Below are 25245 nucleotides of genomic sequence, written 5' to 3' on the forward strand. Positions count from 1 at the left end.
TATTTTAGGGCAATATGGTATAAGAAGCGAGAAGAGTTGAGGATAAACCTATTGCCAGATATGTCAAACCCAAGGAAGCGGCCCAAATCCTTGGAGTCGATGAAAGAATACTCCGCAGATGGGACGAAAATGGCTCAATCGAGACCATCAGAACCCCCGCTGGGCAACGACGATACAACGTTGAGTCATATTCTGATTCCATATCAGGCAGTGACAAACGCAAAGTCGTTATCTATGCCAGAGTTAGTAGCCGCGCCCAGCAGTCCGACCTCAACCGACAGGTGGCCGCACTGTCCAACCTCTACCCCGAAGCAGAAGTCGTCTCAGAAATCGGAGGCGGGCTCAACTTCAAGGGAAAGGGAAAGAAAATGCTGGCCTTACTGGGACAAGTCTTGTCAGGAGATGTCCGCATGGTTGTCGTTGCCCATAAAGACCGACTGGCAAGGTTTGGATTTGACTTGTTTCGATGGCTCTGTGAGCAAAACAGGTGCTCACTCATGGTTCTCAACGAGACAAGTCTCAGTCCAGAACCAGAAATGGTTGAGGACATCCTCGCCATCCTCCACTGCTTCAGTTCCCGATTATACCGACGGAGTAAATACAAAACTCAGGTCAAAGAAGATCCGGATTTACCCCAGCCCGGAGCTAAATCAAGTCTGGCGTAAATGGCTGGCTGCTTGTCGGTATTGCTACAACCAAGCAATTGCATTATCTAGGAGTGGTAAACGACTAAGCAAGTTAAAGTTACGCAATAAAGTGATGCAGAGCGACTTGCCTGCATGGGTCAAAGAAACACCCTGCCACATTCGGCAAAATGCCATCTTTGATGCCTATCAGGCTTTGACCGCCAGTCCTGATGCCAGGTTTAGAAGTTGTCGTGACAGCTCTCAAGGGATTAAGTTCAATAATACTAATTTCTCTTCAGGGAGTTGGTATCCAAGACTAACGAAAGGATTAACTTTCATGGTTTCCGAACCCATCCCTAAAACTTGCGGGCAAGGGACTCAGTTGGTGTTTACCAAAGGTCGATGGTTGGCGATTTTCCCTGAACCAGTTGCCGTTACCCCAACTGACGCTACTGGCGTGATTGCATTAGACCCGGGTGTGCGAACTTTCATAACTGGGTTTGATGGTTCACGATTTCTGGAATTGGGCTCCGGGGATATAGGACGCATTACTAGGCTATGTCAACATTTGGATGATTTGATGAGCCGAATCGCCAAGGAACCCTGTCGTTCAAGGAGGCGACGGATGAGGCAAGCGGCTCAACGAATGAGAACCAAAATCCGCAATCTAGTTGATGAAGCCCACAAACAAATTGCTCACTACTTGACTCATAACTACAGTATAATTTTTCTGCCGACCTTCGAGACTTCCAACATGGTTGCCAAGGTGAAGCGTCTAATCAAATCCAAGACTGCCCGCACCATGCTGACATGGGCGCATTATCGATTCAAACTAACCCTGAGACATCAAGGGGAAATAACTGGAACCACAGTTGTAGATGTGACGGAAGAATACACCAGCAAAACCTGTACTCACTGTGGTCATGTGCATTCCCAGCTAGGTGGCTCAAAAGTGTTCCGATGTCCTGAGTGCGGGTTCACTCTACCCAGGGACTGGAACGGTGCTTTGGGAATCTTTCTAAAAGCTTTGCGGGATACCGCCTCTGTTACCTTAACGGGTAATAGTGCTATCGTCGCATTGTCCGGCAATAGCCGGATAAATGTCGCGTAAATGTATCAGTGCGTCCCTATTTTAGTTCAAATCCGGTCTCCGTGCCACCTCCGGCGTGAAATCGTGCCAGTTTCTCGTATCGTTGGGCGTGCTCAATAAGTTCTGTGACTTCGGCTTCGGAAATTTCCCGGATACGTTTAGCGGGGACTCCCACCATTAGCGATCGCGGTGGTACGTCTTTGGTCACTACAGAACCCGCACCGATAATACTACCGAAACCGACTCGCACCCCATCTAGTATAATTGCCCCAATGCCGATTAAACTTCCCGGTTCAATATGGGCGGCATGGATCACCGCTCGATGACCTACGGTAACATCATGTTCTAAATGGGTAATATATCCGGGGTCGCCGTGGAGAATAGCCCCATCTTGAATGTTAGTGCGATCGCCTATAATAATCCGTTCAACATCCCCCCGCACTACCGCAGTATACCAAATACTCGCCCCTGAACCCACTTGTACATCACCAACCACCACCGCACCTGGGGCGACAAATGCAGCCTTAGACAAATCCGGTGGCGGAAAATGACCGACTGCTGGACAAATGGGAGCTTGATCAGGTAGGTTCATAGCTTAAACGGATGGCTGATTGATACATATACAAAACCCATCGCTATAATAGACCACTACTGGCTCGGAAAACGGTTTCATGATAAATTCTGCCTTGCAGTACCCTATTTTTGGGGCGGAGATTCGCTGTCCTCACTGTCGCCAAAAAATTCCGGCTTTAACCCTGACGGATACTTACCTATGTCCTCGACATGGGGCTTTTGAAGCTGATCCTCAAACTGGCGAATTGGTACATCTTCAGTCCGGGCGACAATGGCGTTTATGGGAGGATGAATGGTATCGACAGCATACCCATCCTGACGGTATCCGCTTTGAAATACACGAAGCCCTCGATCGCTTATATACTCAAGGATATCGAGCCACACGAGTGATTATCGCACAGCGTTACCAGGAGTTAATTAGTTCTTATCTCGAACGTAACACCCCCTGGCGTGATCAGTCTGAGGTGGGGGAACCTCGTCTCTATGGTCTTCCTGTAGAGTTTAGTCCCTCGCCACAGGTTGAACCCTGTTGGGATGTGATTAACTTTAGTCTGGAAAAGGAAAAAGGCTCTCCTGTGTCTTATCCTTATTTCCGCTTATTGGAATAGATGGGGATAATTTCATGCACCATGCTTCTATTCGCACCGCTGATATTCATCGCGCGATCGCTTTTTATCAGCAGTTGGGGTTCTCCGTCACCGATCGCTTTACTACTGGCTACACCCTCGCCTGTTGGATGCAAGGAGATTTGGGCCGCCTTGAACTTATCCAAATTCCTGAACCATCACCACCCCCTGACCCCTTTGGAGATGAACATTATGTCGGTTACTATCATCTCTCTTTTGATTTGACTGATATTACTCCTGATTTACCTACTTGGATTCATCATTTGAGCGATCGCATCCCCTCTTTAAAGGTTCTCCTTCCCCCTACCCAACAGCTAATCAGCAACCGCGTTTATGAGGTCGCTTTTATTGCTGATGCTGACGGCTTACCCCTCGAATTTATTCGCTTGTTAAAGCCCTAATTAATAATGCCACAATCGCCCCCATTCCATTCCTCTAATGCTCTAAATTTTCCCAAAAAAATGGCCCGCCCCCCTAAAGGGGTTGACAAGATGGGGGGATGTGGGGTAACATTAGAGTATTACGCTTTATAATGGAAATATATTCCTAAATAATTTTTGAGTCCTGCCTCCCATTATCTAAAATGGTATCATAGCCAACCCCCTAAGTCAATGGTTATCTCCCATTACTATGGCGATCGTGACAATTTGTAACAAAACTTAACATAATCGGCAATAATATTAACGGGGGAGCTTAATTTAATCGCAGATTAGTTGAACCAATTAGGGCGATGCGCTACCATACCAAGTATGGGTGCGAGACGTTTAGGAGACCAAATAGGGCTGAGATGCCTGAAATAAACTCCTAGTGGGACTTCCAACCCTTGGTTGATTGGGTCGCATCCCTGACCATCCCACATAACACAGCCTAATTTTTGGGCTCCAATTCGAGACTTCCAATATGGCTAGTGAGGTGAAGCGAAAAATCAGGTCTGAGACTACCAAGCTAAACAGTGCTTTTGGATCATCTTTCTAAAAGCTTTGCGGGATACCGCCTCTGTTACCTTAACGGGTAACAGTGCTATCGTCGCATTGTCCGGAACCGGAAAAATGTCGCGTAAATGTATCAGAATAGACAAATGACAGATAATTCAACAGAAACGAGCAATAATGCTGTGGAGGCGGTAAGTAGCCTCAAGGATAAATTCCTTAAAATTATCAATAGTTGGCAACTGAAAGTAGGAATAGTTCTGTCCGTAGTAGTGGCGATCGGTTTCCTGTCATTTTTTTGGTCTCATATGGTAGCGGAGTTAGGGATGAAGGCTTGGTCCAAGAGTTCTGGAGCGACTCCGATTAGGTGTATGATCAGAGATACCAATGGCGATGAGTATGTCAGTTGTAGCGCCATCCTCAATGAGCAAATAGTACCCTTAGAATGCGGTTCAAGCATCTTTAACGTGGGGTGTCGGATCAACTATGGGGCGGCGGCTCCAGCAGTTCGCCAACCGAAACCTTAATCAATGTGGGTATATGGTAATTGGTAGGGGCGGGTTCACGCCCGGTATATCCTAGTAACAGATGAATGCACATAAACCCGCCATATACCTGTGATCATAAACCCGCCCTATCTCGGCGATATAAATCCGCCCAGGTTAATATAGTTAGACAGCAGGGGGAGAAGATTGTCAAAACACCGACTAATCTTTAATTCCCTGCTTTTAATTTTAAGGATAAATTAATGATTTTTGATTGTATTATTGTAGGTTCAGGTCCAGCGGGAGCGACAGCAGCCTATCATTTGGCGAAAAAAGGTCATTCGATTTTAGTTATTGATAAGGCGATTTTGCCACGATATAAACCCTGTGGGGGTGGAGTTTCTCCGATAGTTCAGGATTGGTTTGATTTCGATTTTTCTCCGGCAATTTCCCTGAAAACTGTTATGGTTTATTATACCTGGAATAAATCGGAACCCATAGAGGTGGAATTAAAAATAAATCCGATTTGGATGGTCAGGCGAGAGGTTTTTGATTATTTTATTCTCAAACAGGCTATCAGTAAAGGGGCTACAGTTAGAGATAATACGGAGGTTCTGGGGATAGAATTTCAAAGCGATCGCTGGTTAGTTAAAACCCCGGAAGATACCTACACTGGTCGTTATTTAATTGGTGCGGATGGTGCTAAAGGTCCTCTAGCCAAATGGTTAGGATTTACCAAACAAAAGAAACTGGTAGCGGGGGCGTTAGAATTAGAAATACCGACATCTAAACCTGTGGATATGAAGACCTATTTTGAATTTGGTTTAGTCAATAGTGGTTATGGCTGGAATTTCCCTAAAGCTGACGGCTATTCTCTGGGGGCTGGAGCTTTTTCTAAACAACGCAAAGCACAAAATTTCAAACGAATATTAGAAGATTATGCGACATTTTTTCACCTGAATTTAGATAATGCTACCGAGTGCGGACATCCAATTTCTCTGTGGGATGGTAAACAAAAATTACATACCCAAAATGCAGTTTTAGCAGGAGAAGCAGCCTGTGTGGTTGATCCATTTACGGCTGAGGGTATTCGTCCATCTATTTTTAGTGGCTTAAAAGCTGCTGAAGCCATTAATCAAGCCCTAGGGGGGGATATTAATGCTTTAGATAAGTACACAGAAATCATGAATGAGGAATGGGGTAATCAGATGATGTGGGCTCAGAAATTAGCTCAAATATTTTACCGTTTTCCTCAATTAGGCTATCAAATAGCTGTCAAAAAACCTTCAGCCACAGCCACTATGAGCCGCATATTTGCGGGAGAGTTGAGTTATTCAGATGTAGCCAACAAAGGTATTAAACTGTTGCAAAAATCCCTATTTAACTTTAATTCCAAATAATCAATATTGTTAATTACATTTAGTAGCGCCAGCGACGGTGAAATACAGCTTGTTCACCAGTCGCTTAATACATTCCCCTCACCCTAAATCTGGATCCCAGAGAGGGAGAGGGACTTTGATTAGTAGGGTGCGCCAGCGACTGTGAAATACAGCTTGTTCACCAGTCGCTTAATACATTCCCCTCACCCTAAATCTGGATCCCAGAGAGGGAGAGGGACTTTGATTAGTAGGGTGCGCCAGCGACTGTGAAATACAGCTTGTTCACCAGTCGCTTAATACATTCCCCTCACCCTAAATCTGGATCCCAGAGAGGGAGAGGGACTTTGAGAGGTGATCAGATGATTTCTGAACAGGCTGTAGTCATGATGACAGGATACTTAAAAACTGACACACCCCTGTAAATGACTATTTAAAAATCAATGGTTTGGGGAGCGCGTGGGAAAGGAATTACATCACGAATATTAGCCATCCCTGTCATAAACTGAACTACCCGTTCAAAGCCTAAACCAAAACCCGCATGGGGAACAGTTCCATAGCGCCTCAAATCCAAATACCACCATAATTCATCGGGGTTAATTTGTAAGGCTTCCATACGTTTTTGGAGGATATCTAAGCGTTCTTCCCGTTGAGAACCGCCGATAATTTCGCCAACTTTTGGGGCGAGAACATCCATGGCGCGGACGGTTTTTTCGTCGTCGTTTTGGCGCATATAAAAAGCTTTTATTTCACGGGGGTAGTCGGTCACAATTACGGGTTTTTTAAAGAGTTCTTCAGCTAGGTAGCGTTCATGTTCGGATTGTAGGTCTAAGCCCCAACTGACGGGATATTCAAAGGTGCGATCGCTTTTTTCTAGTAGTGCGATCGCCTCCGTATAGGTAATGCGTTCAAATTCATTATTGATAATATTATCAGCCGTAGCCAAGACGGAATTATCAATTCTTTGGTTAAAAAATTCCAGGTCTTCTGGACATTGTTCTAAAACCGACTTAAAGATATGTTTAAGGAAAGCCTCAGCCAAATCCATATTACCATCAAGGTCACAAAAAGCCATTTCTGGTTCAATCATCCAGAACTCGGCTAAGTGGCGAGAAGTATTAGAATTTTCCGCCCGAAAAGTGGGGCCAAAAGTGTAAACATTACCAAAAGCCAGAGCCATAATTTCAGCTTCGAGTTGACCGCTAACGGTAAGAAATGCGCGTTTTCCAAAGAAGTCTTGGGAGAAATCGACAGTTTTCGTCTCCGTGAGGGGTAGATGATTGAGATCTAAACTGGTGACGGAAAATAATTCTCCCGCCCCTTCGCAGTCGCTGGCGGTGATAATAGGGGTATGTATCCACAGAAAGCCTCTTTCTTGGAAAAATTGGTGAACCGCCGCCGCACAGGCGTTACGAACCCGAAAGACTGCGCCATAGGTGTTAGTACGCGATCGCAAATGGGCGATCGTGCGTAGGAACTCAAAAGAGTGTCGCTTCTTCTGCAAAACATAGGTCTGAGGGTCAGCCTCACCATAGACCTGTACTGTATCAGCCTTCAGTTCAATACGTTGACCTTTAGCAGGAGAGGAGACAATTTCTCCCGTCACTTCCACCGATGCGCCGGTGTTCAGTTGTCGTAAAATTGCTGCATAATCAGTTAAATCCGGGTTGAGGACTACCTGAAGGTTAGCCATACAAGACCCATCATTAACCTCAACAAAGGTAAACTCCTTTAGTTCCCGTTTAGTTCTCACCCAACCCTGAACCGTTACCGCTTCACCCGGTTTACCTGTCCGCAAAATTTCCGCTATACGTCCTGTGGCCATTTTGTCTGTCCCTTAACCCATCTAATTTTATATATACCAGCGATCGGGAATCGGGAACCAGAGGTCTGGTTACTGTTAACCATCATCACTCGGCGGTCCACTGTTCCTAAAGTTTTCTAAACCAATAGTATGTTTAAGTGCTATTTTCGGCGTAAAATTAGCTTGAGCAATATCAATGAGCGAGGAGACATTCCATGCCAGAGGCGGTGGGTGTAATTCAAACCTTGGGTTTTCCGGGTGTACTGGCGGCGGCTGATGCAATGGTTAAAGCTGGACGGGTGACTTTGGTCTATTTTGATTTAGCAGAACGGGGAGAGTTTATGGTCGCCATTCGGGGCGGAGTTTCGGAAGTTAAGCCCGCAATGGAGGCAGGTATTGCAGCGGCGGAAAATACCTTTGGGTGTACAATTATTACCCACTACACCATTCCTAACCCCCCGCCTAATATTGTTGATGTTCTTCCTATTCACCATACCCCCAAGAGCGAACCCTTCCGAGTCTAACTTGGGAGTATGTACGCATAGCATATTATGGTAAATTTGTCAACAATTGTCGCTAGACTCAAGTTCAAGTGCAGCGACGGGTTATTATTCACTCAGGAGAGTTTTCGATGTCACAACAAGCAGTGGGCGCACTGGAAACTAAGGGGTTTCCAGGGATTTTGGCGGCAGCAGATGCAATGGTTAAAGCGGGTCGTGTCACCCTGGTGGGCTATATCCGGGCGGGTAGCGCTCGGTTTACAGTGATGATACGAGGGGATGTTTCTGAGGTGAAAACCGCTATGGATGCTGGTATTGCAGCCGTAGAGAAGGTATATGGGGGGGCTTTGGAAACTTGGGTAATTATTCCCCGTCCCCATGAAAATGTCGTGGCTGTGCTTCCTATTGACTTTAGCGAAGCGGTGGAAGAATATCGAGCAGCCGCTGAGGGTTTGACTCTTCCTAGGGGTAACGCACGATAATCGGGAGGCTCCTTGCTCCGGGGATTCACGGAGTAGGGGGCAGTGGTAAAATCTAAGTTGTGTTACAATGAACCCTTTATTCGTTGTTGAGAGAGCATGATTTCATCTCAAATTAGGTTAACATTTTACGGCAATACGGTATAATACCAAGTATGGTGCGAGACCTTCGGGTATGAAATAGAGCTGAAATGGGCGTGGGGACTACCCGGTGAGGACTTCAACCCCTTAGTTGATTGGGTCGCATCCCTGGCCATCCCATAACACAGCCTGATTTTTTGGCCCCCCTTCGAGACTTCCAATATGGTTGCCAAGGTGAAGCGTCTAATCAGGTCTAAGACTGCCCGCGCCATGCTGACATGGGCGCATTATCGATTCAAACTAACCCTGAGACATCAAGGGGAAATAACTGGAACCACAGTTGTAGATGTGACGGAAGAATACACCAGCAAAACCTGTACTCACTGTGGTCATGTCCATTCCCAGCTAGGTGGCTCAAAAGTGTTCCGATGTCCTGAGTGGGGGTTCACTCTACCACGGGACTGGAACGGTGCTTTTGGAATCTTTCTAAAAGCTTTGCGGGATACCGCCTCTGTTACCTTAACGGGTAATAGTGCTATCGTTGCATTGTCCGGGAACAACCGGAAAAATGTCGCGTAAATGTATCAGTGGGTTTCTGATGAGCATACTCAACAAAATCTTTAAAGGACAGGATGAAACGCGGATTTCTCTGTCTACCCCGGAGGCGTTTGCGGCGATCGCAGTTAGTGCTATCTGTGCTGACGGCTATCTGTGCGCCCAGGAAAGGGAACGGATTATAGTTTTATTGTCGGAACTTCCCCTGTTTAACGGATATTCTCAGCCCAAGCTGACTAATTTAGTCGAAAAGTTATTTGAGTTACTATCTCTCAAGGGGACTTACTCTCTGTTGGCGATCGCTCGTGAGTTTTTACCTGTACAACTTCAGGAAACTGTGTTTACAGTAGTTAGCGATTTGTTATTAGTTGATGGGGTCTTGTCTATTAAGGAACGAGAGTTTTTGACCCATTTGTGGCAAATGTTGGATATACCTGCTGAACAAGCGTCTGAGATTTTTGAGCAGAAGTTAGAACAATACGATCTCAGAACACCTAATGGTTGATGAGAAGATTAAGCCGATATCTGATAATTTTGTTGCTCTCATTTGTTATGGTGACAATGGGGTGGAATAAAGCGATCGCACAAATCCCCAAACCTTTGGCGATCGCTCCATTTCAGATATCACAGCAACAGACACAACCTGCTAATTTTGATGGTATCATCCAGGGAACAGAACAATTGGTCGGGTTGTTGACTCTCTATCACAAACCCGAAACTAGACAGGTTTATCTGGAAATTCAACCCCAACAGCTTGAGCAAAATTTTCTGTGTTTTATTAGCCTTGAGTCTGGGTTAGAAAATAGTAACTTTTGGAGTGGTCAAGATTTAGGAAGTTTCCTGTTTAAACTGCGTTCTGTTTCCAACCGGATAGAATTATTAATTCCTAATATCAACTTTCGGTTCAATCCCCAAGAACCCCAAGCCGCAGCCATAGACCGCGCTTTTAGGGATTCAGTTTTATACTCCCTACCTGTCATGGCTACCCATCCTGAAAGACAGAGTATTTTAGTAGATTTCAGCCCAGTTTTAGTAGGAAATAACGAATTTTCGGGAGTCGTTTCTCAACTGTTATTCAGTTTACAAAATAACTACAATTTTGATGCTGATAAATCCTATATTTCGGGTCTCAAAGCATTTCCCAATAATGTCGAAGTCGCATCAGTATTAGGGTTTACAGCCGTGGGGAGAAACCTAGTACCTCATAGCCCAGCTATTTCTGATAGGCGTGCATTTAACCTAAAAATTCGTTACAGTTTTCTCGCCCTTCCTGATGATCACAGCTACCGCACTCGCCTAGCTGATGAACGAATCGGCTATTTTACAACGATTTATCGGGATGTTTCTAACCCTACCCGAACAGGGGCAATGGTGCGCTATATTAACCGATGGAATTTACACAAACAAATCCCTAGTGCGCCCTTGTCAGCACCAGTAGAACCGATTGTATTTTGGCTAGAAAATACCATTCCTTTAGCATACCGTGAAGCTATTGGAGAAGGCGCTTTGATGTGGAATAAAGCCTTTGAAAAGGTGGGTTTTATGAATGCGATCGAAGTGCGACAAATGCCGGATAATGCTACCTGGGACCCCGCCGATGTCCGTTATAATACCATTCGCTGGTCTACATCTTTTAACTCGCCTTTCAGTGGTTACGGTCCTTCCCATGTTAACCCTTTAACCGGTCAAATTTTAGATGCAGATATGGTGATTGAAAGTCAAGCCATTGACAGCTTGCGACAAAGACAGGAAATTTTAGTCGAGGGTAGTTCTGCACAATGTCAGGATGGTTTATTAGGGCGAAATTGGCAACAACCAAACCCTGATAATCAGGAATATTTAATAGCATTGGAGCATTTTTGTTTTGAGGTAGAATCTACTCGCCAATTGGCTATTGGTGCGATCGCCATGTCCGTTAACCCTAGATTTCACCAAGATTCTATAGATGAGTATATTAATCAATATTTGCGTTATTTAACCGCCCATGAAATTGGTCATACTTTGGGGTTAAGACACAATTTCCGGGGTAGTACCATGCTAACACCAGAAGAATTAAACGATCGCCATATTACCCGGACTAGGGGAATGACCGCCTCAGTAATGGATTATTTACCAGTTAATTTAGCCCCCCCTGGACAACCCCAGGGCGATTATTTTCCCGTGGTTTTAGGCGCTTATGATCAATGGGCGATTCAATATGGATATCAACCCATTTTAGAAAATACACCCTATTTAGAGTCTCGCCAATTACAGGAAATTGTAGCACGAGCAACTGTTTCCGACCTAGCATTTGCAACCGATGAGGATGTATGGGGAATTTTTCTTGACCCCGAGGCGCTACCATGGGATCTTAGTAGTGATATGTTACGCTATTCCCAATGGCAATTAGACAATGCCAAATCTATCTGGGATAGGTTAGAAACTCGTTCATTTCCTAGCAGCCAAGAATCTGACCAACTGCTGATAGCTTTTAACACAATTTTGAGTTATTATGCTAATAATGCAGCTAATGCTATACCATATATAGGTGGTCAGTCTTTCCATCGTTACCGCATTGGTAATAGTGGCAGTTCTTTACCTTTAGAGCCGATTCCAGTAACTCAGCAACGGGAGGCTTTGCAACTTTTAGCCAAATATGTATTTGCTGAAGATGCTTTTAATTTTTCTCCGAACCTGTTAAATCGCTTAGTTCCTTCTCGATGGTCTGATTGGGGAAATCCTAATCGTTTTGCTTCCTTAGATTATCCTATTAGCGATCGCATTGGGTGGGTCCAAAACCGCATTTTATCCGAACTACTTTCACCGGCGAGGTTAACTCGGTTGCGGGATTTGGAATTTAAAACCTCTCCTGGTAATGCTTTAACCATACCCGAATTATTGGAAATGCTAACAAATAGTATCTGGTCGGAACTATGGACTAGCGAAAAACAAATATCTATCGGTCCGGTGCGTCGATCGCTACAACAAGTTTATCTAGATTTAATGACTAATATAGTATTAGGAAATACCCCCGCCCCCAAAGATGCACAGACCTTAGCCTGGTTTCAGTTTAAGCAGTTAGAAGAATCCCTAGATTACCTAGTTAAACGTCGTGGCGATCAACTAGATGCCTATAGTATAGCACATTTAGCCAAAAGTCGCGATCGGATTGCTAAAACTTTAGGAATATAGCCTTAACTTAGCATATCAAAAACAGCAATTATCGTTCACACAAAAATCCTGCCATTCCCTAGTTAATTAAACTTCACCACCCCCACCCGAAAAAGCCGTAGGGGCGGGTTCTGCCGTCAATGAAACTTCCCCACCGGAATTTTGATAAACCCGCCCCCACCCACCGATAATGTAGGGGCGGGTTCTGCCGTCAATGAAACTTCCCCACCGGAATTTTGATAAACCCGCCCCCACCCACCGATAATGTAGGGGCGGGTTCTGCCGTCAATGAAACTTCCCCACCGGAATTTTGATAAACCCGCCCCCACCCACCGATAATTAGGATATTTCGGGTTTATCTGGCGGGGATAGGGCGGGTTTATATGGCTTATCTGTGACTAGGATATAGCCCGGTGAACCCGCCCCTACAGATACTTTGATTGGGCGGGGATAGGGCGGGTTTATATGGTTTATCTGTGACTAGGATATAGCCTGGTGAACCCGCCCCTACAGATACTTTGATTGGGCGGGGATAGGGCGGGTTTATATGGTTTATCTGTGACTACGATATAGCCCGGTGAACCCGCCCCTACAGATACTTTGATTGGGCGGGGATAGGGCGGGTTTATGTGGTTTATCTGTGACTATGATATAGCCTGGTGAACCCGCCCCTACAGATGCTTTGATCTCAAATACCAAATAGAGACTTCATGCGTTGTTTAATCCATACTAAGGGATTATTATCTAAATCATCATCCCCTAAAATACCCATTTCTCGGAGCATTTTTTGACGTTGTACTAACTCCTCTTTTCGTTCAGCTACTTTCTCGGCAATTTGGTCAGATACCTGGGGATAACTCCCTAAAAAACGCTGAAATACATCACGACTAACCACAAACAAAATAGTGGTTTCCTTCGCCCTGACCGCCGCCGTTCTAGGTATCCCCATAATTAATGCTAATTCCCCGAAAAAATCCCCCGCTGATAAATCACGAATATGCTTATTAGCCTTTTCTGCTAAAATTTCCACCACCCCAGATAAGATAATATGAAAAGCATCACCTGGATCATCTTCATGGAAAATAAATTGATGAGGTGCGAAAGTTTCTCGGTAGCCCATTTCAATTAACCCTAATAATGCTAAATCACTCAGACCCTCAAAATAAACTACCTTCCGTAATAAGGCTTGTAGGGACATATTTTGCCTTTCTAATTCCTGATGTTCAGTGGTGGCGGCGGCTTTGATTTTGGCGGACTGGGAAGAAGCGATAATTGGTGCAAATACCTGTTTAAGTTCCTCAGTATTTCTAATCCATAGGTCTCGCTGGGCGATGGGAATGTTGATATTATTTTGATACAGTTTGCTTTGGATGATATAATTTAAAGAACTTTGAATAGGTAGCCTAGCTTTAGGAAGTTCTATCCAAACTAACAATTCAAAATCAATACAATTTTCGCCAAAATTTCTTAGCCAAACTTGTGGCTTGGGGTGGCGTAATACTCTCGGTTCTTGACGGGCGGCCGATAGCAAAACTTCGGTGACTAAAACTGGGTCACTTCCATAGGCGACTCGCACCGGAATATGAATGCGGCTAAGTACATTACCATGACTCCAGTTAATGATTTTATTGCTCACTAAAATCTGATTCGGAACAATAATCGAAATATCATCATTAGTCACAATTACAGTAGACCTAATGGAGATTTTGCGGATAGTTCCTTCCAATTTATCAAGTTCAATATAATCGCCAACTTTAATGGGTCTTTCTAATAATAAAATTAAACCACTGACAAAGTTTTGGGCGAGTCCCTGGAAACCAAAACCTAAACCAATACCTAAACCACCAGCGAGGAAAGTAAAGGAACTCATATCAATTCCGGCAGCTTGGGGAATTAGTAAACAGCCGATAGTAATGGTAAAATAGCGGAAAATGGTGGCGATCGCCTCTCGACTGCCCTCATCAAACTTTAACTTGACAAGAATCTTATCTTTGAGTAAATTACTCAGAAAGGTACAAACAAAAAAAACGGCAACGAAAGCTAAAATAACCGTGACAATTAACTGAATAGAAAGAGAAATTTCACCCAACTTTATCGGTCGAGTGAACGCCTCCCAAAAGAACCCTATCAAATCCTGAATAATGTTCATATTAAGATGGTTAATTATACTCTGAAAGCCACAGCCAACACCACCCATGTAGGAGGCTTTTCTCCGGAACTAGAGCCAGCCTTAGTCATCGCATCAGGCGATCGCATTCAGGTAGAAACCTACACAGGCTATTACCTTTATAATCAAGCCCCAGAAGGATTTTTGACCCCAGAATTTATCGAACTTTGTCGCCGCCTGTCGCCGGAACGAATTGTCGGTCCTGGTCCTCACCTTCTCACTGGTCCCATTTACATCGAAAATGCCCAACCGGGAGATATTTTAGAAATCCAGTTAGAGTCAATTTACCCCCGTTTAAATGTAGGGTTTAATGCTATCAGAACCGGTTGGGGAGCCCTACCGCAACGATTTAGCCAGCCGAAATTGCGATTTATCAACCTCGATCTTACCCGAAATCTAGCCGAATTTCCCCCCCAAAGTGGGGTAAAAATTCCCCTGCGCCCATTTTTCGGAATTTTAGGAGTCGCCAGCGAAACCTCCCAGTCTTCCATACCTCCAGGAGTCTATGGGGGAAACATCGACAACCCAGAATTACAAGCCGGGTCGCGCATTTTCCTTCCCGTACTGGTTCCCGGTGGCCTATTTTCCCTGGGAGACGGACACGCAGCCCAGGGAGGCGGTGAAGTCAACACCACAGCGATCGAAACTTCCATGAATGGCACAATTAAAATTATTCTGCACAAAAACTGTTCCCTAGATGTCCCCCTAGCAGAAACCGCAACTGATATAATCACCATGGGTTTTGGTCATACCCTGGATGATGCCTTTCAGTCTACCCTAGAACGTACCATTAACCTATTAGTGCAAATCCTAGGAATTTCCCCAGAAGAAGCCTATATTCTCTGTTCCCTAGGGGTTGACTTCCGCATTACCCAAGTAGTTAATAGCCCCCAAAAAGGGGTTCATGGTGCGATCGCCAAATCCATCTTACCAGAAACTTTCCAATTTCCCCTTAACTAATCCTTAACTAATGATTTTGGAACTCTTATCCTTATCCCCCACAGAACTTTTAACCCTCGCCCTCGCCGGACTCTTAGCTGGAATATTAGCCGGATTTTTAGGAATTGGAGGCGGCACAGTATTAGTGCCTATTTTAGTCACCCTTGGCTATGTGAGTAATCAAGCAGTAGCCACCAGTATTTTCTCGGTACTAATTACCGCCATATCAGGAAGCATCCAAAATTGGCGGATGGGTTTTCTGCGAGTTAATCGGGTAATATCAATTGGATTTTCCGCCGTCATAACTGCCATAATCGGGTCTTATATCGCTGATTTATTACCCTCATCTTGGTTGTTATTCGGCTTTGGATGTTTACTGCTTTTGAATATTTACTTAGTCAAAGTCCGCCAGGATATCATCGCCAAAAAGCAACTAGATGAACAACTTAACCCCGGTTCTACTCAGCCCGAAAAAACCATTAACCCATACCTAGCCTTTATGATTACCGGGAGTCTCGCCGGACTCCTAGCCGGACTCTTTGGGGTTGGGGGCGGCGTGATTATTGTTCCCCTGCAAATTCTCCTCTTAGGGGAAACCATTAAAGTCTCTATTCAAACCAGCCTCGGCGTAATTATTATTACTGCTGCTTCCGCTTGTATCGGACACGCTATACAGGGAAATGTGCTGTGGGGGCAGGGATTTATGTTAGGCTTAGGAGGATTAGTCGGAGTACAAATTAGCACCAGATTTTTACCAAAATTACCCGATCGCATTGTCACTTTAGCCTTTAGGACACTGTTAGGAATACTCTCAATTTATATGTTTTGGCGGGCTAGTCTGTAACCTGTATTGTAACCTTTCCACTGTGCCAATATCGGAGTAAGTTATGAATATTTTAATTGTCGAAGATGAACCAGAAATTGCTCTCCTTATCCGTCGGACTTTAGAGGCGGAAGGATTTTCCTGTCAAATTAGCCAGAATGGATTAAGCGCATTAGAGATATTTCAACAACAACGACCCGATGTAATTATTCTCGACCTCATGCTTCCCGGTTTAGACGGTTTAGAAGTCTGCGCTCGTATTCGTCAACAACCCGGACAAAAAGACCCGTATATTTTAATGTTAACCGCCAAGGGAGAAGAAATAGATCGCATAGTCGGTCTATCTACCGGAGCCGACGATTATATGGTCAAGCCTTTTAGTCCTAGGGAATTAGTAGCCAGAGTTAGAGCTTTATTGCGTCGCAGTCTCCGCCAGGGAGGACAGACCCAAACCTACCAAACCGCTCATTTTACCGTTGATATTGACCAAAGGAAAGCCAACTTTCAAAACCATGGTAATACCGAACCCTTAGACCTGACCACCTTAGAATTTAACTTATTAGCCACCTTTCTAAGTTATCCCGGTCGCGTGTGGAGTCGTACCCAATTAATCGATAAATTATGGGGAGATGACTTTTTTGGAGATGAGCGAGTAGTTGATACCCATGTAGCTAGACTACGGAAAAAAGTTGAGCCCGACCCATCTCATCCCACCTTCATCAAAACTGTAACAGGAGTTGGCTACAAATTCGAGGACAACCCCTAAAACCTCAACCAGTCCTTAATTTTCCGGCTCCGGTCGTGGGGGAACAAAAAATCGTAACTCTCCGTCCTCTCCCTCCTGTATTTCCACCCCCAACGCTTCCAGTTCCGTTAGCGCTCTCTCCCTAACCAAAGTATCCATAGTTTGCGAGTATACTGTTAGCCAGGCGTTAATGCGTATCGGCACACTATCGGGATTGTCCCGGAGCGTGTTAGCCGCATCCCGAAATAAGGTTGCTGCTGGCTCATATCCACTAGCCTGCGCCCACTCAGAGGCGGTTTCTAGGGATTCTATGGCTGCTGGAATGTCGCCCAGGAGTAATAGTTCATCCAGAGACTTTAACCGCCATAATCGCCAAGCACCGGGGAATTCTGGAGACAGCGCCTCAGTTCCCCGCCGCATCAATTCTACGGAAAGTTCGGGTTGAGCTTGGTAATAACCAACAGAGGTAGATAAAAATAAGTACATATCTATCCATCTAGGGTCGAGGCGGGAAATCACATCAAAAAAATTGTCATTGAGTTGAAAACCCGTCAAATTCCGCGCTTCCAAATCTCCGAAATACTGGAGAAAGTTCAGAAATACCCAATTAGCAAGGAGGTTATCAAAGCCTAAGGTGGGTAAATTTTTGACAATCTCCAGATTAGCAGCCAGTCTCTGCTCCTGCCTTTCGGCTTCCAATTGGGTCAACTGCAGACCGTTTTCCTCAGAAAAGCGATCGCCCAACCTAGCCCCACCCGGTGCATAGATTTGCACCCCAATGATAGCACCTAGGGCGACAACCGCGATCGCCACTGGAAAAAGACCCTCAAACCGTTTCACAGCCAAAGATGACATGGGAGGTTCCCCCAAATCTAAAATTTCCCTAAAACTTATTGTACAAAAAGATGACAATAGATAAATTATGCTTGTATAATGTCTTCAGACACACAATCGCTCCCGGAGTTTCGTATCATCAAATCCAGTATCATGATCACACCATCCGGGTATCATACCTGGACAACAGCCTTATGATAGCTGACTTTTAACATACCTTCCCAGGTGTATTTTAAAGCTATCGACTATTATTTAATGTCAACTGTATAGGGATGGCTTTTGCTACCCTATAAAAATATCATTTAGGCATCCAGCCAGAGAATCCAGCCAGAGGAAGATTAGATGAATCAAGCTACTAGACCTTTTTCCCCCTTGCGCGCCGTTTTAAGTGGAGCCATAGTCACCATTTCCGCTTTAACGATTCCAGGGCTCAGTGGTTCAGTAAATGCTACCTTAAAAAATAGTCCGAAAGCCGTCATTGACGAGGCTTGGCAGATTGTTAATCGAGAATATGTAGACCCCAGTTTCAACCGGATCGACTGGCTGGAAGTTCGACAACAGCTTCTCAGTCAAGAATATTCCTCTCCAGAAGAAGCATATACAGAACTGCGTAACGCCTTAGAAAAACTCAACGATCCATATACCCGATTTCTCGATCCTAAGCAGTATGAACGCCTCACCAATCAAACATCAGGAGAACTTTCTGGGGTGGGAATGCAACTGACTTTGGATGAGAAAACTCGCCAAATTACAGTGGTTAATCCTATTAAAAATTCCCCAGCCATGGAAGCGGGAATCCAATCAGGCGATCGCATTTTAGCCATTGATGGCGAGTCTACCCAAGGGATGACCGTAGAAAAAGCAGCCGAGAAAATTCGGGGTCGGGTGGGAACTTCCATCACTTTAACCATCAGTCGCGATGAAGCTCAACAATTTGACCTGACCCTTACCCGCGCTCGCATTGAACTAGAAGCCGTCCGCTATCGCCTCAATACAGAAGGCGATCGCCAGATTGGTTACATTCAACTACAGGAGTTTAACTCCCATGCGGCTGAACAAATGCAACAAGCTATTAAAGAACTCCTGGCTCAAAATGTAGATGGATTTGTCTTAGATTTACGCGGAAATCCTGGGGGACTGTTACGCAGCAGCATTGATATCGCTAGGATGTGGGTAGACTCAGGAGCGATCGTTAGTACAATCGATCGCCACGGTAAAAGTCAGGAAATCCGCGCCAATCATACAGCCTTAACTGACTTACCCACCGTTGTCCTAGTTGATGATAACTCAGCCAGTGCTAGTGAAATTTTAGCAGGAGCAATGCAGGACAACAAGCGGGCTATGGTTATGGGAACTCGGACTTTTGGTAAAGCCTTGGTACAGTCCGTCTTTTCCTTATCTGATGGTTCCGGCTTGGCTGTCACCATCGCCCACTATTATACCCCTAACGGTACAGACATCAGCCAGAAAGGTGTCACCCCCGATATTCCCATCGAATTGACTCAGTTAGAGAAAAAGCAACTAGCTAGTGATCCCAATTTGATTGGAACTCACCAAGATCCTGGCTATGCTAAGGCGATCTTAGTTCTTAATGGTGATCCATCTCATCCCATGGCAGTTAACTAATCTATCAGGGTGGCAACCAAATTTCAACTGCCACCCTTTTTTTGATTGTCATGGTCATCGAGAACAGTTAACCTTGAGGGGAATGTTCAAGAGCAAAAAATTCCTATGTCAGAATCAGATCGGGCTGATTTACAGCCACGGAAACAATCACCCCCAACTATGGAGGAATGGCTGGCGATTATTTTGGCGATCGCAACTATGGGGTTTGTCTTCTTTTGGGTATTTGGGAAGATCGAACCCAAAAGCAGCTTTAGCTTACTCTCAGCTAAACCCGAAACTATCTCAGATCATCGGAGTTTAATCAATGTCTCTGATATAGTCCGTCAAGCATCCTCCAGCACAACCTCTATAATCTCTTCCTCAGACACCCCAGAGTCTAAGTCTGGACCTTCAGATACAGTCAGCAGCGAATCTACAGGATTGACACTAAGCTGGCTAAACTTGGAAGGTTTACAAATAGCCTCTCCCACCACCGAGTCAACTCCGGCTACTCTCCCCTTATTTTCATCACCCACAACAGAAGCCGAAACAACCACGACCACAGACACAGAGGCGGCGGTTACATCACCCCCTGAAACTCCTACTCCCACCGAAACCTCAGAGGTTCCCAGTTCCCCTGTAACTACCGCCGAAACACCAGAAACCACTCCCACCCAGACCGCTGTAACTCCAGATTCGGCTACAACTATACTGGCTAATGTACCAGAGGAACACTGGGCGCGGGATTTTGTAGTTTATTTTGCTGACCATAATCAGGCGATCGGTGCAGAAGATGGTACATTTAACCCAGATCAGCCAGTGAGTCGGGGACAGTTTGCTCATCAGTTGCAACAATCCCTCAAAACTGACAGAATTCAACCTGATATTAAGTTTCAGGATCTACCGCAGGACCATTGGGCTAATCAAGCCATTCAAGAAGCTACCAAAATGGGTTTTCTCAACGGTTATCCTGGGGAAGTCTTCCAGCCTAATCAAGAAATGACTCATACAGAGGTCGTGGTGGCTTTGGTCAGTGGTTTGGATTTACCTACCCCCAATAATCCCCAGGAAATTCTCAAAGTTTACTCCGATGCTGATCAAATTCCTGATTGGGCTATTGGTCAAGTGGCCGCGGCGACTGAGGCGGGTTTGGTCGCCAGTCATCCAGATCGCAATACTTTTAATCCTCATCAGTCCGTCAGTCAAGCGGAGGCTATTGTCATGATTTATCAAGTATTAGTGCGATCGGGTGACGCTGAACCTATCGAGTCAGATTACCTTATTAATCGTTAAATGTTGGGGGTTTCATACATCACCAATTAGCCTGCGTCAGAGATATAAGATTTTTCTGACGCTTTTTTTTGACACCCAAAATAGTTAAATATTCCCCAATTCGAGATGTTCCCCACCGTGATATTTTTGCCCTGGCGCGCCTGTTGCCAGCCTATCGTGTATCCCCTGGTATATCTTGCACCCGCCCCCACCAGACCCATTAACCTAGTGAAACTTAATCTTTTCGGCTTCCTTCTTCATATCTCAATCATTAGACATCAACCACCATATTTAAGCTACAATCATCACATTAAGTTAATAATTAACCATCATCCCCGATTAGTCTATGTCAGAAATTATCCAAATTCCCAAAAGTATCTGGATTATTACCCAAGATTCCCCTAACCCCTCAACATCCCCTGACACTCCTACAGAATCACAGACCCACAGGGTAGCAGTCCCGGCGCACAAAATGCAGCAAAATATGAGTCAATTTTTATTAGTAATTGGTGATGTATTTCTACAAGCGGAACAGCAAGCGTTTCAAATGCAGCAAGCCTCTGGAAACTCCCAAAAATCTCCCATGCAGCTTGACCAGGTGGAATTGTCTGTCAGAATTAATGGCAACGGAGAAGTTAGCCTCTGTAGTGACAACTTCGATCATGGGACTATCAAACTTACGTTTAAACGCCCCCGAACTTAACAAAACTTAACAAAAAATCGGCGCGCCTAAAGAGATGAGGGGTTGACAGGCGGGGTGGCGATCGCTATAATTATAACCGTGGGGGTAACATGGCTATACGCTTGATTTTTTATTCAACCTACTTTCAGGTAAAGCCACGATTCATCGCCCCCAACTATCACCCAACTTAACAAAACTTAACAAAAAATCGGCGCGCCTAAAGAGATAAGGGGTTGACAGCCGGGGTGGCGATCGCTATAATTGAAACCGTGGGGGTAACATGGCTATATGCTTGATTTTTTCCTCAACCTACCTTCAGGTTAAGCCACGATTCATAGCCCCCCAACTATCACCCAACTTAACAAAACTTAACAAAAAATCGGCGCGCCTAAAGAGATAAGGGGTTGACAGCCGGGGTGGCGATCGCTATAATTGAAACCGTGGGGGTAACATGGCTATATGCTTGATTTTTTCCTCAACCTACCTTCAGGTTAAGCCACGATTCATAGCCCCCCAACTATCACCCAACTTAACAAAACTTAACAAAAAATCGGCGCGCCTAAAGAGATGAGGGGTTGACAGCCGGGATGGCGATCGCTATAATTGAAACCGTGGGGGTAACATGGCTATACACTTGATTTAAAAATCAACTAAGAATGAGTCGTCGCCGAAGTCAAGCCCAAAATTTCATAGAAAATCTGAGAGATGGAGTCACCCTAGAAATGGTGTTTATCCCTGGGGGAACATTTCTGATGGGTTCACCTGGGAATGAGGGTAATCATACAGAAAAACCACAGCACCGAGTGACGATTGAACCATTCTGGATAGCGAAATATCCGATCGCCCAGAAACAATGGCAACAAGTAGCCAGCTTTGCTAAACTCCAACGAGATCTAAAATGGTATCCTTCAGATTTTGAAGGGGAAAAACTGCCCGTGGAAAAAGTGTCCTGGTATGATGTAATAGAGTGGTGCGCGCGGCTTTCCCAGAAAGTCGGTAGAGCCTACCGATTACCCAGTGAAGCTGAGTGGGAATATGCAGCGCGGGGGGGAACAACGACCGCATTTTATCTTGGGGACAGCTTAACCACGGATATAGCTAACTACTATGATCGCAAGGGAGTTTTCCGCCAACAAACTACCCCAGTTGATCACTTTCAACATGAGAACACCTTTGGACTGTGTGATATTCATGGGAATGTTTTTGAGTGGTGTGCTGACCCGTGGCATGATAACTATAACAATGCGCCGTCAGATGGTAGGGTTTGGGATGCTCAGGAAATCTACGATAACTATCTTGAGAATTTAGGGGATTTGCTCAACAGCAATCAAGAAAGAGTGGTGCGTGGAGGTTCATGGGATACGGGTCAAGATAAGTGTCGTTGTGCTAACCGCTGGAGAGCGTCTCCAGAATTCCCGTCGGTCTCCTATGGTTTTCGCCCCTGCCTATCTAACCTTAATACTATATTAGGTTGAAGATTAGGTTGAAGCGATCGCCTATAATCACCAAAAGCACCTATAATCACCAACAGCACCCATAGTGCTAGTCTCAACAGCAAATGATACCCAGGATGTTGGCAGAGGTGCTAATGATGGATAACCTAGAATTCCTACTACAACGGGAAGGGGATAACACTTGGCTACCCCTGGAGTCTCCTGATGTTCAGGTGTTAGAAGGTCGGTATCGCATTGTTTGTCGTGGGTCCCATCAAGATCAGGAAATTGAAATTAGGATTGTTTATGACGCTATAGACGAAGACCCCCCAGTGCGCCGCATTAAGACCCTGAAAAGTTATATGAACTCAGAGGGTTTAATGGTCGTAATCCCCTATACTAGCCTCAAACCAGGAATTTGGGAGTTTTCCTGTTCGCCAGATTTAAGAGCCGGACTTTTAGGAAATACTTGGCGTGCCACAATGAAACTACAGGTACTAGCCAACACTGATATTGACTCTGAGATTGACTCTGAGGAAATATTGGAGGATGGGTCAGCCATTCAAGATAGCCTACCACAACAGACGGATTTAGAGTCGGTGACACCCACGACACCATCAGAAAAAACCAGTGATTCTAATCTTACAGACCTCTACCCTGGGGAACCTCAGCCAGAAGCCAACCAAGAAACCGCGATCGCACAGGAACTAAGCAGTAGTGTCGCCATAAACGAAACCGCAGACTTGACCGCAGAGGATATTTCCATAGAACTTATCCTAGAACGCCATAGCTATGTGGTCGAGTTTGGTAGCGCCGTTTTACTATCTGGACAGATTAGGATTAAATCTGACCCGGACTCTGACCCTTATATGGAAGCTATCACCTCTATGGTAGTTTCTAATCCTCAATTACAGATATGTTTGCGATCGCCTCAAGCCTCCGAAATTCTCTATGATGTTCGCCAACCCGTACCACAGTCTGTTTTACCTGTGCCATTTTCCGCAGCTATTTATGTACCCTTTGAATGCAAAACCCGATTAGTTTTGGGAGAGGTCGTTTTTTACAGTGATCAGCATCCCCCCGTCCGCAATTCTTTCAATATCACCATGTTGGTCGAACAGTTTTTAGACCCATTACCAGAGGAGCTAGAAATTGACGCTCAACCCAACGAACCCCTAGTCGAAAATTCATTTATACCACTCCCAGCGGCGGAGCCAGCCCCCTTAGCCGTAGTAAATCAAGAAACACAAAGCCAGCCTGTAAATGCTCAAGGTCAGCCTCAGACTGCCCTGGAATTGCCCAGCTTTGGTAATTTTATCTCCTACCCGGAACAGACAGAACCACACCCCTGGTCTAATATCCTTAACATCCCTTCGAGTCCAAATTCAGAGGCGATCGCACTTCCATTCGTCAACCCAAAACCGCCAGCATCCCCTACCCTACCATTAGCCACCTCTACATCCGAGGGTTCTGTCGCCAAAACACCCGAGGAGGGTGCCGGTCAAACAGACCCCAACGAAGACAGCAATACTGACCTGCTCAATACAGACCCACCAGAAACCCCTATCGACTCATCACCAGAGCCAACAGATGCGACCCATACCAATACTTCCACAGCCACTTCCCCGGCAGCGAAAAAGGCTTTACCTCATCTGAATTTAGAAGAGCGATTTTTGAGTCGATTAAGTTCCCTAGCCAAAGATCGAGATCTGTCTCACTGGATGAAACAAGCATCTTCCTCAGCTTCTGATGACACAGCCGTTTCCTCACCAGCAGAACCATTAGTGCGAGACGAGAATCAGACCCCACCACCTAATTATGAATTCAGCCCCTTGGTCACAGAATTGGAAGCCGAGGAAATTGTCGTAGATTATGAATCCCTCGAACCTCCTGTTGTCTTCCCCCAAACTCGGGCGGATTCTGCGGTATTTCCCCAAGGGAAGGGGTTGACTACCGAAACCCCCTCTAGTAGGCAATTTTCAGGGATGGGGAGGCCTTCTACTACCAGCAGAGGAGCGAGTATCACCCCAACACCATCTGTCATACCTGAAGACCAAGAAATTCCAGTTCCGATTTTATATATCCTCACCGCTAATCCTACCGCCGGAAAGTCTTTAAAAGTTCGCGTGCAAATCCCCGACAACTTACCGCGCATATATGTCAAAATATGGATATATGATCGGCAGTCCCGCAATATTGTAGACGGGCCGCGTTGGATCACCGAGTTCTCACCTAACGGCTTCGATCAAATTGAAGCAACGGTTGACCTCGACATTATCTATGGCAGCTTGGAGATACAGGTAGAAGCGATCGCTGTTGAAATGCTTTCTTCACGGGAAAGTCATAAGGCGATCGTTGGACGCACCGTGAGTCCTACATCAGCACCAACTCTTCCCATGGATGAATCTTCATCATAAATTCAGTTAATCTGAACATCTATTATCGGCATAGCCTTGGGGAGGGGAATCAAT

Annotated in this window: 22 protein-coding genes and 1 pseudogene; 19 read left to right on the forward strand and 4 right to left on the reverse strand. The window is 45.3% G+C overall.

Annotated elements, in window-relative coordinates; translation table 11 throughout:
* Nucleotides 1-50: 50 nt before the first annotated feature.
* Both NLZ44_RS16540 and NLZ44_RS16545 read left to right on the forward strand, forming a co-directional pair.
* On the forward strand, nucleotides 51-665 hold the full coding sequence (locus NLZ44_RS16540) for an IS607 family transposase (RefSeq protein ID WP_493753019.1): 615 nt from the start codon (nucleotides 51-53) through the stop codon (nucleotides 663-665).
* A complete protein-coding gene (locus NLZ44_RS16545) occupies nucleotides 628-1737 on the forward strand; it encodes an RNA-guided endonuclease InsQ/TnpB family protein (RefSeq protein WP_493753020.1) in 1110 nt (369 codons plus the stop codon). Before NLZ44_RS16540 ends, NLZ44_RS16545 begins: the two co-directional genes overlap by 38 nt.
* Before the next feature lie 16 nt (nucleotides 1738-1753).
* On the opposite strand, the gene NLZ44_RS16550 is transcribed toward NLZ44_RS16545, so the two are convergent.
* Nucleotides 1754-2308 (reverse strand): gamma carbonic anhydrase family protein, encoded by a 555-nt coding sequence (locus NLZ44_RS16550; protein WP_493750505.1) that lies wholly within the window; start codon nucleotides 2306-2308, stop codon nucleotides 1754-1756.
* 79 nt (nucleotides 2309-2387) lie between these two features.
* Here NLZ44_RS16550 and NLZ44_RS16555 point away from each other — a divergent pair, with 79 nt between their 5' ends.
* From NLZ44_RS16555 to NLZ44_RS16570, 4 genes are all read left to right on the forward strand, one after another.
* A complete protein-coding gene (locus tag NLZ44_RS16555) occupies nucleotides 2388-2897 on the forward strand; it encodes a TIGR02652 family protein (RefSeq protein WP_493750506.1) in 510 nt (169 codons plus the stop codon).
* 14 nt (nucleotides 2898-2911) lie between these two features.
* Nucleotides 2912-3316 carry a VOC family protein gene (locus tag NLZ44_RS16560; RefSeq protein WP_035759996.1) on the forward strand — a complete coding sequence of 135 codons (405 nt, stop codon included), beginning with the start codon at nucleotides 2912-2914 and terminating at the stop codon, nucleotides 3314-3316.
* A 677-nt stretch (nucleotides 3317-3993) separates the two neighbouring features.
* Nucleotides 3994-4371, forward strand: coding sequence for a hypothetical protein (locus NLZ44_RS16565; protein WP_493750507.1), 378 nt, complete (start codon nucleotides 3994-3996; stop codon nucleotides 4369-4371).
* Nucleotides 4372-4592: 221 nt separating this feature from the next.
* Nucleotides 4593-5729, forward strand: a complete 1137-nt coding sequence (locus NLZ44_RS16570; protein WP_493750508.1) for a geranylgeranyl reductase family protein — start codon at nucleotides 4593-4595, stop codon at nucleotides 5727-5729.
* A 409-nt stretch (nucleotides 5730-6138) separates the two neighbouring features.
* Here NLZ44_RS16570 and asnS read toward each other — a convergent pair whose 3' ends face one another.
* Entirely contained in the window at nucleotides 6139-7530 is a 1392-nt protein-coding gene (gene asnS / locus NLZ44_RS16575) for an asparagine--tRNA ligase (RefSeq protein WP_369299204.1), read from the reverse strand.
* Between the two features lie 194 nt (nucleotides 7531-7724).
* Between asnS and NLZ44_RS16580 the strand changes: the two genes are divergently transcribed.
* From NLZ44_RS16580 to NLZ44_RS16600, 5 genes and pseudogenes are all read left to right on the forward strand, one after another.
* A complete protein-coding gene (locus tag NLZ44_RS16580; RefSeq protein ID WP_006622579.1) occupies nucleotides 7725-8033 on the forward strand; it encodes a carbon dioxide-concentrating mechanism protein CcmK in 309 nt (102 codons plus the stop codon).
* A 107-nt stretch (nucleotides 8034-8140) separates the two neighbouring features.
* Nucleotides 8141-8491 carry a carbon dioxide-concentrating mechanism protein CcmK gene (locus NLZ44_RS16585; RefSeq protein WP_006670274.1) on the forward strand — a complete coding sequence of 117 codons (351 nt, stop codon included), beginning with the start codon at nucleotides 8141-8143 and terminating at the stop codon, nucleotides 8489-8491.
* A gap of 261 nt (nucleotides 8492-8752) precedes the next feature.
* Nucleotides 8753-9148, forward strand: a pseudogene (locus NLZ44_RS16590) (zinc ribbon domain-containing protein); the annotation flags it as partial.
* A 19-nt stretch (nucleotides 9149-9167) separates the two neighbouring features.
* On the forward strand, nucleotides 9168-9629 hold the full coding sequence (locus NLZ44_RS16595) for a tellurite resistance TerB family protein (protein ID WP_008056207.1): 462 nt from the start codon (nucleotides 9168-9170) through the stop codon (nucleotides 9627-9629).
* Nucleotides 9630-9685: 56 nt separating this feature from the next.
* Complete coding sequence (locus NLZ44_RS16600) at nucleotides 9686-12295, forward strand: zinc-dependent metalloprotease (protein WP_493750509.1); 2610 nt, start codon at nucleotides 9686-9688, stop codon at nucleotides 12293-12295.
* Nucleotides 12296-12962: 667 nt separating this feature from the next.
* On the opposite strand, the gene NLZ44_RS16605 is transcribed toward NLZ44_RS16600, so the two are convergent.
* Nucleotides 12963-14423: a mechanosensitive ion channel domain-containing protein gene (locus NLZ44_RS16605; protein ID WP_493750510.1), complete on the reverse strand. Its 1461-nt coding sequence runs from the start codon at nucleotides 14421-14423 to the stop codon at nucleotides 12963-12965.
* A 6-nt stretch (nucleotides 14424-14429) separates the two neighbouring features.
* Here NLZ44_RS16605 and NLZ44_RS16610 point away from each other — a divergent pair, with 6 nt between their 5' ends.
* From NLZ44_RS16610 to NLZ44_RS16620, 3 genes are read left to right on the forward strand one after another with little or no spacing between them, the layout of a single operon-like run.
* Nucleotides 14430-15401, forward strand: coding sequence for an acetamidase/formamidase family protein (locus NLZ44_RS16610; RefSeq protein ID WP_006622571.1), 972 nt, complete (start codon nucleotides 14430-14432; stop codon nucleotides 15399-15401).
* Nucleotides 15402-15411: 10 nt separating this feature from the next.
* On the forward strand, nucleotides 15412-16224 hold the full coding sequence (locus tag NLZ44_RS16615; RefSeq protein WP_008056202.1) for a sulfite exporter TauE/SafE family protein: 813 nt from the start codon (nucleotides 15412-15414) through the stop codon (nucleotides 16222-16224).
* Between the two features lie 43 nt (nucleotides 16225-16267).
* On the forward strand, nucleotides 16268-16969 hold the full coding sequence (locus tag NLZ44_RS16620; protein ID WP_006622569.1) for a response regulator transcription factor: 702 nt from the start codon (nucleotides 16268-16270) through the stop codon (nucleotides 16967-16969).
* A gap of 15 nt (nucleotides 16970-16984) precedes the next feature.
* Here the strand turns inward: NLZ44_RS16620 and NLZ44_RS16625 are convergent, their stop codons facing one another.
* Complete coding sequence (locus tag NLZ44_RS16625) at nucleotides 16985-17803, reverse strand: hypothetical protein (RefSeq protein WP_111893542.1); 819 nt, start codon at nucleotides 17801-17803, stop codon at nucleotides 16985-16987.
* A gap of 321 nt (nucleotides 17804-18124) precedes the next feature.
* Here NLZ44_RS16625 and ctpB point away from each other — a divergent pair, with 321 nt between their 5' ends.
* The 5 genes from ctpB (at nucleotide 18125) to NLZ44_RS16650 (ending at nucleotide 25191) form a co-directional block, all read left to right on the forward strand.
* Nucleotides 18125-19408, forward strand: a complete 1284-nt coding sequence (gene ctpB / locus NLZ44_RS16630) for a carboxyl-terminal processing protease CtpB (protein WP_493750511.1) — start codon at nucleotides 18125-18127, stop codon at nucleotides 19406-19408.
* 105 nt (nucleotides 19409-19513) lie between these two features.
* Entirely contained in the window at nucleotides 19514-20680 is a 1167-nt protein-coding gene (locus NLZ44_RS16635) for an S-layer homology domain-containing protein (RefSeq protein WP_493750512.1), read from the forward strand.
* 325 nt (nucleotides 20681-21005) lie between these two features.
* On the forward strand, nucleotides 21006-21362 hold the full coding sequence (locus NLZ44_RS16640; RefSeq protein WP_048895319.1) for a Pepco domain-containing protein: 357 nt from the start codon (nucleotides 21006-21008) through the stop codon (nucleotides 21360-21362).
* A gap of 635 nt (nucleotides 21363-21997) precedes the next feature.
* The gene (locus NLZ44_RS16645) at nucleotides 21998-22816 is read left to right on the forward strand and encodes a formylglycine-generating enzyme family protein (protein WP_008055321.1); all 819 of its coding nucleotides are present in this window, start codon (nucleotides 21998-22000) and stop codon (nucleotides 22814-22816) included.
* 113 nt (nucleotides 22817-22929) lie between these two features.
* Entirely contained in the window at nucleotides 22930-25191 is a 2262-nt protein-coding gene (locus NLZ44_RS16650; RefSeq protein ID WP_493750513.1) for a hypothetical protein, read from the forward strand.
* Nucleotides 25192-25245: the final 54 nt, after the last annotated feature.

Source organism: Arthrospira sp. PCC 9901 (assembly GCF_059013425.1).